Genomic DNA, 6296 nt, shown 5'->3' with positions numbered 1-6296 from the left:
GAGGCGGCCATAGGCCGTCATCTCAGCCTCCCGCCCGCGCGAACTCATCGGCGCGAAACTGGCGGGCGATCTGATCGAGCACTGCATTCACCATGCCGGTCTCTTCCGCTTCGACGAAGGCATGCGCGACATCGACATATTCCGAGACCACGACGCGGCCGGGCACATCCTTGCGGTGCTCGAGCTCATAGGAGCCCGCGCGCAACACCGCGCGCAGGATCGCGTCGATCCGCTTCAGCGGCCAGCCCTTCGACAGCGCGTCGTCAATCATCGGATCAAGCTTGGCCTGGTCGCGCACCACGCCGGAGACGACGTCGCGGAAGAACGCGGCTTCCGCCGGCAGATATTTGTCGCCTTCGACCTCGCCGCCGAGCCAATGGCTCTCGAACTCGGCGAAGATATCGTTGATCCCGGCGCCGCCGATATCCATCTGATAGAGCGCCTGCACGGCGGCGAGCCGCGCCGCGCCGCGCCGGTTGGCTTTTCTGTCCGGTGCCCGCACTGGTTTTGGCTTGATGTCGGCCATGATCAGGCCTTTGTCAGGCGGCGTTTGATGCGCAACATGGCGAGCGCCGCGCGCGCGGCGTCGCCGCCCTTGTTGAGCTCGCCGGCTCTCGCCCGCGCCCAGGCCTGCGCCTCGGTATTGACGGTGATGATGCCGTTGCCGAGCGGCATGCGTCTCGCCACCGAAAGGTCCATCAGCGCGCGCGAGGATTCCATCGAGACGATTTCGAAATGGATGGTGTCGCCCCGGATCACGCAGCCGAGCGCAATCGCGGCATCGTACGGCTTGCCGCTCTGTTCCGCGGCGTCGAGCGCAATCGCGATCGCGGCCGGAATTTCCAGCGCACCGGGCACCGTGATCACGTCATGAGAAACGCCGGCAGCCTTCAGCTCGGCGAGCGCGCCTTGCAACAGCGCATCCTGGATGTCGTCATAGAAGCGCGCCTCGACGATCAGCGCGCGCGCGCCGGAAATGTCGATACTCTCGTTTGATGGTGCGCGCCGCGGCTCTGCCATCCTTCAATCCACCGGTTTTCGTCATTCCGGGATGGTCCGAAGGACCGGACCCGGAATCTCGAGATTCTCTGATGTGCAACTGCACATCATACTTCGATGCTAACGCATCGCCCCGGAATGACGGCTACGCCGTCACTTCATTTCCGTCAATCGCGCCGCATAGCGGGCCATGAGATCAATCTCGATATTAACCTCACTGCCCGCGCGCCAGGACGACAACGTAGTAACATTTAACGTATGTGGGATGATCAGCACCGAAAAGGCGAGGTCATCGACCGTATTCACCGTCAGCGACACGCCATCGAGCGTCACTGAACCCTTTGGCGCGATGAAACGCGCGAGCTCGCGCGTGGTGCGCAGGTCGAACCGGGCCATGTCGGGCAGATCGTCACGCGCAAGGATCGTGGCGATCCCGTCCGCATGCCCCGCGACAATGTGGCCACCGAGTTCGTCGCCGATTTTCAAGGCGCGTTCCAAGTTGAGTTTCGTGCCGAGGGTCCAGTGTCTTGCGGTCGTCATGCGAAGCGTTTCGGCAGCGGCATCGACGTCGAACCAGGTTTTGCCGCCCTCGACGCCCGATGCGACCACGGTGAGGCAGACGCCGTTGCAGGCGATCGAGGCGCCGTCTGCGATGGTGGAGCGGTCGTAATGGCAGCCGACGCGAAGCCGGTGCAGCTGGCCTTGCGCGGTTGGCGTCAGGCTTTTGACCTCGCCGATGTCGGTGACGATCCCGGTGAACATCAGACGCGCTCGTACACGGTGAGAATATCCTGATCGAGGTTCTCGCTAGCACGAATGCGAAGGCCCGGCGACTGCGTCAGCGAGGTGAGCGGCAGGCCTTCCAGCGCCGCGACACCGTCACCACCGATATTGTCCGGACCCCGCAGCAGCCAGAATTCGTCGACAAGGCCTGCCGAGACAAAGGCGGAGGCAATGCGCGCGCCTCCTTCGACCAAAAGCCGCGTAATGCCCTTTCCGGCGAGCGCGTGCAGCACGGCCTGCAGATCCAGCCCGGACCGCGGCATGGCCGTGGTCTCGAGGCGGATCACCTCGGCCCCGGCCGCGCCCAGCATCGTGGCGGCGGGCGCCTCGGCAAGGTCTGAAGTCATCACCCACAAGGGCGTGGCGCGGGCCGAACGAACCAGGCGGCTATTGCCCTGCATCCGCAAGGCGCGATCGAGCACCACCCGCACCGGGGAGCGTGCCTCCATACCGGGAAGGCGGCAGGTCAACAGCGGGTCGTCGGCGAGCACGGTTCCGATCCCGACCAGGATCGCATCGCTCTGAGCGCGCAAAAGGTGCATGCGCGCTTTTGCGGCCTCGCCCGTGATCGTGACTCGCTTGCGTTCCGCGCCGGCAATCTTGTCATCGCGTGAGACCGCGAGCTTGAGCATCACATGCGGGCGGTGATCGCGGACGCGGGCGAAATGCCCGGCGTGGTCGCGCGCCGCCTCAAGCGCACAAAGCCCGACATCGACCATAATCCCGGCGGCACGCAGCCTCGCGTGCCCCTGGCCGGCAACTTCCGGATTTGGATCCTCGATGGCTGAGACCACGCGCTTGATGCCTGCGGCGATGACGGCGTCGGTACAGGGCGGCGATTTGCCGACATGCGAACAGGGCTCCAAGGTAACGTAGAGCGTCGCTCCGCGCGCGGCCTCGCCGGCTTGCGCAAGCGCCACGGGCTCGGCGTGGGGACGGCCGCCCGGTTGCGTCCAGCCGCGCCCGACAATGATGCCGTCATTGACGACCACAGCACCGACGGCGGGATTGGGCCAGGTGCGGCCCTGCCCGCGCCGGCCGAGCGTCAGGGCGAGCTGCATGAAGCGCTGATCGGCAGCCTTCGTTTCCCTGGTTTTTTGCGCGAGCTGCTCTTCCAAAATACGGAAGATCATTTGCGTAACAAGGTGATCCGCGCGTCCTCGTCGCCGGAAAGCTCGCCGAGCACCGCTTCGAAATCCTTGGCTTCGCGGAAATTGCGGTAGACCGAGGCGAAGCGCACATAGGCGACGTCGTCGACCTGGCGCAGATGCTCCATCACAATCTCGCCGATCGCTTCCGAGGATATCTCGGCCTCGCCGCCGCTTTCCAGTTCGCGCACGATTGCGGAAACCATCTTCTCGACCCGCTCCGGATCGACCGGCCGCTTGCGCAAGGAGATTTGCAGCGAGCGCACCAGCTTGTCGCGGTCGAACGGCACCCTGCGGCCGTTGCGCTTGATGACCGTCAATTCGCGCAGCTGCACCCGCTCGAAAGTCGTGAAACGGAAATTGCAGGCAATACACACCCTCCGCCGCCGGATCACGGCGGAATCCTCGGTCGGCCGTGAGTCTTTCACTTGCGTATCGAGACTGTTGCAGCTGGGGCAACGCATTCGGAAGCGACCCTTATTGGTAGATCGGGAAACGATCGGTGAGCGAGCGCGCCCGCTCCTTGATGGCGGCTTCCGCTTTGGGCGCCGTGCCGTCCTCGGACTGGGCAACCGCATTCAGCACTTCGGCGATCATGCCGCCGACCTGCTTGAATTCGGCGACACCGAAGCCGCGCGTGGTGGCAGCCGGCGTGCCCAGACGCAAGCCGGAGGTGACGAACGGCTTTTCCGGATCGAAGGGGATGCCGTTTTTGTTGCAGGTGATGGCTGCGCGCACCAGCGCCTTTTCCGAAATGTTGCCTTTCAATCCCTTGGGCCTGAGATCGACCAGCATCAGGTGGTTATCGGTGCCGCCCGAAACGATGTCGAGGCCCTCGGCCCGCAGGCTTTCGGCCAGCGCCCTCGCGTTCTCGACCACGTTCCTTGCATAGATCTTGAAGTCCGGGCGCAGCGCTTCGGCAAACGCCACCGCTTTGGCCGCGATCACATGCATCAACGGGCCGCCCTGCAGGCCGGGGAAGATCGCCGAATTGAACTTCTTGGCCAGCGCCTCGTCGTTGCACAGGATCAGGCCGCCGCGCGGGCCGCGCAGCGATTTGTGCGTGGTGGTCGTGGTGACATGCGCATGCGGTACGGGCGAAGCGTGGACGCCACCGGCCACCAGGCCTGCGAAATGCGCCATGTCGACCATCAGGTAGGCGCCGATAGAGTCGGCAATTTCGCGGAAACGCTTGAAATCCCATGGGCGGGAATAGGCCGATCCGCCGGCGATGATCAGTTTTGGCCGAACCTGTTCGGCTTGTCGTGCAACCGCCTCCATGTCGATGATCTGGTCCTCGCGGCGCACGGTGTAGTGCTGTGCCTTGAACCATTTGCCGGACATGTTGACCGGCGAACCGTGGGTGAGATGACCACCGGCGGCGAGATCGAGGCCCATGAAGGTATCACCGGGCTGCAGCAGCGCCAGGAACACGGCCTGGTTCATCTGGCTGCCGGAATTGGCCTGCACGTTGGCGAAGTTCGCGCCGAACAATTTCTTGGCGCGCTCGATTGCAAGGCTCTCCACCACGTCGACCCATTCGCAGCCGCCGTAGTAGCGATTGCCGGGATAGCCTTCGGCATATTTGTTGGTCAGCACCGAACCTTGGGCTTCCAGCACCGCGCGGCTGACGATGTTTTCCGAGGCGATCAACTCGATCTCGTGGCGCTGACGACCGAGCTCGCCGGAAATGGCGGCGGCGATATCAGGGTCGGCCTCCGCCAGTCGGGCGGTGAAGAACGAGTCGGGCGCGGAAGCGGTCTTTGCGCCGGCCTTGGTAGAAATGGAAGAAGAGCTCATGGGCGAAAAATCTCCACCGCCGCAACCGGATAGCGGGTTGGCGGGCGGTCAAACGCAGCGGTCAAAGAGTGCTCGCGGGATACCATATTGACCGGAATTGGCCAAGCACTTGCGGTAGGAGTCTGATATTTATGCATTATGAGACAAAGCGCTGAAATTGCCAATTATCATATTGATATATAATAGTTCTTTGTAAACAGACGCTCCAAGAAAACCAACGGGTAAGCATTGGGTAAGCAGCCTCGCCAGAAATAACCCACTAAATATTAACCGGGCCGGCGGGCGTTCTAACCAAAAGAGCCCGCCAACTCTGAGGCGGCCTCTATGGCAACCCGGCGGCTGTTGGCTAAGGGCTAGGAGCTGCCTTCGCTAGGACCCTTCGGGGAAATGGCGTCAAGCTCGGCGCGCATCGCGTCCATATCGGCGAGCAATTTTTCAAATTTTGACCGCAGAGGCTTCGTCGCGTCTTCATCTGACTTGCTCAGATATTCCTGAAGAGCTTCCACGGCATCAGAAAGGGCGTCTGCAATTCCCATGTGTCTATCCTTTGAGAGGTGGAAACCCGCCGGGATGAGGCGGCGGCTCTCTGTGGCAGTAAGCGGATTGAAGCGCTGGAGCGACGCGAGCGGCGTTCGAACGGATTGACGAATGGAAGGAATGATTTGCGAGATCGCCGGACCCCGCCTTTGCTGGTCCCGAGAAGACGAGCTTCTCGGATGGGTGCCTAGATAATGCCACGAACTCGAACGAGGCTCTTGCTGTTTCGCGCAGCGCGCGAAACGATCAACTCGGTTTGCTCGGGCCAGGGTGGGACATGAAGTTCGTAACGAGTTTGGTTGCCGCAGTTCTCTTGCTTGCGGGTGCCGGCGTAAGCCATGCGGAAGTCCGAATTAGTGGTGATCACGGCGGACAGATCGGCCGTTATTTAGATCGCTACCAACATTTGCGAGCCTCAGGCCAAACAATAATCATCGATGGCCTTTGCGCCTCGGCCTGTACAATTATCCTCGCCACGATCCCTCACGACAAAATCTGTGTAACTCCAAACGCCAACCTCGGTTTTCACGCAACGTGGGATTTGGGAGCCAACGGACGTGCCACTGCGAACCCGGAAGCAACCCGGACACTTTATTCCATGTACCCATCGCAGGTCCGACACTGGATCGCTAGTCAAGGCGGCCTGACTCAACGCATGATCTTTCTGCGAGGCAGGCAGCTGGAGGCCATGTATCACCCCTGCCACTGAAGCGGATTTAGCCGCTCGTGTTGGTTGGTTGCCGGCCCTCGATAGCCCGTGCAGCAAGACACCAAGCTCGAATTGTTCATTAACGCAAAATCGGCGAAGGCGCTTGGCATCAAAGTTCCGCTCCCCCTGTCCGGTCGCGCAGACGAGGTGATCGAGTGAAGAAAGTTATTTCCGGTTATGGTCGATTTTGTTGAAAAAGTCTGCGGTTGCGCTGGGTGAAATTCGCTGATTCAGTCGTCGAGAGGGGACTGAATCATGATGGGGCATCAGAAGGTTGAGCAGGCTGCTTTGTTCTATGAGTTCTCGCTTGAGCGGCACGT

The 6296-nt window shown here is 61.8% G+C and carries 8 protein-coding genes; 1 reads left to right on the top strand and 7 read right to left on the bottom strand.

Annotation, left to right across the window (positions count from 1 at the left end; genetic code table 11):
• Positions 1 to 22: 22 nt before the first annotated feature.
• The 7 genes from nusB to VNX23_RS17680 all read right to left on the bottom strand — a co-directional run bounded on the left by nusB (position 23) and on the right by VNX23_RS17680 (position 5266).
• Positions 23 to 526: a transcription antitermination factor NusB gene (nusB, locus tag VNX23_RS17710; RefSeq protein WP_325632099.1), complete on the bottom strand. Its 504-nt coding sequence runs from the start codon at positions 524 to 526 to the stop codon at positions 23 to 25.
• Between the two features lie 2 nt (positions 527 to 528).
• Complete coding sequence (ribH, locus tag VNX23_RS17705) at positions 529 to 1020, bottom strand: 6,7-dimethyl-8-ribityllumazine synthase (RefSeq protein WP_325632097.1); 492 nt, start codon at positions 1018 to 1020, stop codon at positions 529 to 531.
• 132 nt (positions 1021 to 1152) lie between these two features.
• The gene (locus VNX23_RS17700) at positions 1153 to 1761 is read right to left on the bottom strand and encodes a riboflavin synthase (protein WP_325632095.1); all 609 of its coding nucleotides are present in this window, start codon (positions 1759 to 1761) and stop codon (positions 1153 to 1155) included.
• Entirely contained in the window at positions 1761 to 2915 is a 1155-nt protein-coding gene (gene ribD, locus VNX23_RS17695) for a bifunctional diaminohydroxyphosphoribosylaminopyrimidine deaminase/5-amino-6-(5-phosphoribosylamino)uracil reductase RibD (protein ID WP_325632093.1), read from the bottom strand. Before ribD ends, VNX23_RS17700 begins: the two co-directional genes overlap by 1 nt.
• A complete protein-coding gene (nrdR, locus tag VNX23_RS17690) occupies positions 2912 to 3394 on the bottom strand; it encodes a transcriptional regulator NrdR (RefSeq protein ID WP_325632091.1) in 483 nt (160 codons plus the stop codon). The genes ribD and nrdR overlap by 4 nt, the downstream gene beginning before the upstream one ends.
• Positions 3395 to 3407: 13 nt before the next feature.
• Positions 3408 to 4730, bottom strand: coding sequence for a serine hydroxymethyltransferase (gene glyA, locus VNX23_RS17685; protein ID WP_325632089.1), 1323 nt, complete (start codon positions 4728 to 4730; stop codon positions 3408 to 3410).
• 353 nt (positions 4731 to 5083) lie between these two features.
• Positions 5084 to 5266 (bottom strand): hypothetical protein, encoded by a 183-nt coding sequence (locus VNX23_RS17680; RefSeq protein ID WP_325632088.1) that lies wholly within the window; start codon positions 5264 to 5266, stop codon positions 5084 to 5086.
• Positions 5267 to 5544: 278 nt separating this feature from the next.
• Here VNX23_RS17680 and VNX23_RS17675 point away from each other — a divergent pair, with 278 nt between their 5' ends.
• Positions 5545 to 5976, top strand: a complete 432-nt coding sequence (locus VNX23_RS17675) for a hypothetical protein (RefSeq protein WP_325632086.1) — start codon at positions 5545 to 5547, stop codon at positions 5974 to 5976.
• The last annotated feature ends 320 nt before the right edge of the window (positions 5977 to 6296 follow it).

This window comes from Bradyrhizobium sp. (genome assembly GCF_035570375.1).
Lineage (GTDB): Bacteria > Pseudomonadota > Alphaproteobacteria > Rhizobiales > Xanthobacteraceae > Bradyrhizobium.
This window is presented reverse-complemented; position numbering and strand designations above follow the sequence as displayed.